Source organism: Paratractidigestivibacter sp. (assembly GCF_052362415.1).
GTDB lineage: Bacteria > Actinomycetota > Coriobacteriia > Coriobacteriales > Atopobiaceae > Paratractidigestivibacter.
This window is the reverse complement of sequence record NZ_DAWEMK010000116.1, coordinates 2,373-3,345: the sequence shown is the minus strand read 5'-3', so window position 1 is coordinate 3,345 and position 973 is coordinate 2,373. Positions and strand designations below refer to the sequence as shown.

The following is a 973-nucleotide window of genomic DNA, read 5'->3' as shown; positions in this document are numbered from 1 at the left end:
CTACATCCCGGTCGTGCTGTGGGCCGAGGCGGTTCCCATGATCGGCATGCTGATGATCCCGAAGACCTGCGCCTATGTCTGGGCCGTCATGATCGGCTACAACGCGATGAGCAAGGAGCTCCAGAACTAGCCCGACTTTGTAACCTGCGAGCGACGGGGGCAATACGGCGCACGATGCCTGCTACAATCAATAAGTTACCGTATGAGCAGGCAAAGGAGCGCTTTCATGTGCGACGACGCTAAAAGCACCTTCGAGGTCCCGGCCTACGACGCCGAGGCCATCGAGACCAAATGGCAGAAGACGTGGGCCGACACGGAGCTCTACAAGACCGATGAGGACCCCGCCAAGCCGAAGAAGTTCGTGATGGAGATGTTCCCGTACCCGTCGGGCGACCTCCACATGGGCCACGCGCGCAACTACACCATCGGCGACGCCATGGCGCGCCAGGCGCGCATGCGCGGCTTCGACGTCCTCCACCCGATGGGCTTCGACGCCTTCGGTCTTCCCGCCGAGAACGCCGCCATCAAGCACAACACCCAGGCGGGCAAGTGGACCCACCAGAACATCGCCCAGGCCGTCAAGACCATGAAGCGCATGGGCTTCTCCTACGACTACGACCGCATGTTCAACACCTGCGACCCCGAGTACTACAAGTGGGGCCAGTGGATGTTCCTCAAGATGTGGGAGAAGGGCCTGGCCTATCGCAGCACCTCGCCGGTCAACTGGTGCCCCTCCTGCAACACGGTCCTTGCCAATGAGCAGGTCGTCGACGGCAAGTGCTGGCGCTGCGGCTCCGTGCCCGAGAAGCGCGAGCTCTCGCAGTGGTACCTCAAGATCACCGACTACGCCCAGGAGCTCCTCGACGACCTCGACCAGCTCGACGGCTGGCCCGAGAACGTCAAGGCGCAGCAGCGCAACTGGATCGGCCGCTCCGAGGGCGCCGAGATCGACTTCGCGCTCGCGGCCGAGGAC

1 protein-coding gene is annotated in these 973 nt (G+C 63.2%); it reads left to right on the top strand.

Features of this window, described 5'->3' with window-relative positions; genetic code table 11:
* Nucleotides 1–226: 226 nt before the first annotated feature.
* Nucleotides 227–973: class I tRNA ligase family protein (locus ACT84W_RS09355; protein ID WP_444329005.1), on the top strand; the 747-nt coding region annotated here is incomplete at its 3' end.